Below are 629 nucleotides of genomic sequence, written 5' to 3'. Positions count from 1 at the left end.
CTGGCGCGCGAGCACAATTGCACCTTGTTCATGGTCGTGCACGCCGCGCTGGCGGTGCTGCTGGCGCGGCTGTCCGGCGACCCGGACGTCGCCATCGGCACCCCCATCGCCGGACGCGGCGAACGCGTGCTCGACGACCTGGTCGGCATGTTCGTCAACACCCTCGCCCTGCGCACCCGCGTCGAGGCGGGCATGAGCTTCACCGAACTCATCGACCAAGCCCGCGAAACCGACCTGGCCGCCTTCGCCAACGCCGACATCCCCTTCGAACGCGTCGTCGAAGTCGTCGCCCCCGGCCGCGCGACCACCCACAACCCCCTGTTCGGGGTCGTGCTGTCGTTCCAGAACAACGAACAACCCACCCTCCGGCTACCCGGGTTGACCGTCGCCGCGCTCGACACCGGCAGCGTCGCAGCGAAATTCGACCTGCAAGTCAACGTCAACCCCCACCACGGCGACGACGGCGCCCCCGGAGAACTCGACACCATCTTCACCTACGCCACCGACCTGTTCGACGAAACGACCGTCCAAACCCTCGGCCGCAGACTCGAACGCATCCTCACCACCATCGCCACCGACCCGCACACCCTCATCGGCGACATCGACCTCCTCGACGACGCCGAACGGGA

At 67.7% G+C, this 629-nt stretch carries 1 protein-coding gene; it reads left to right on the top strand.

All coding sequences use genetic code 11. The features are described from left to right. The coding region (locus NNI01S_RS33025; protein WP_157115187.1) for a condensation domain-containing protein at positions 1-629 on the top strand (629 nt) is incomplete at both ends.

Origin of the sequence: Nocardia niwae NBRC 108934 = DSM 45340, assembly GCF_001613465.1 — a bacterium.
Classification (GTDB): Bacteria; Actinomycetota; Actinomycetes; order Mycobacteriales; family Mycobacteriaceae; genus Nocardia; species Nocardia niwae.
Note: the sequence above shows the minus strand (reverse complement) of the source record. Positions and strands in the feature narration are given on the sequence as shown.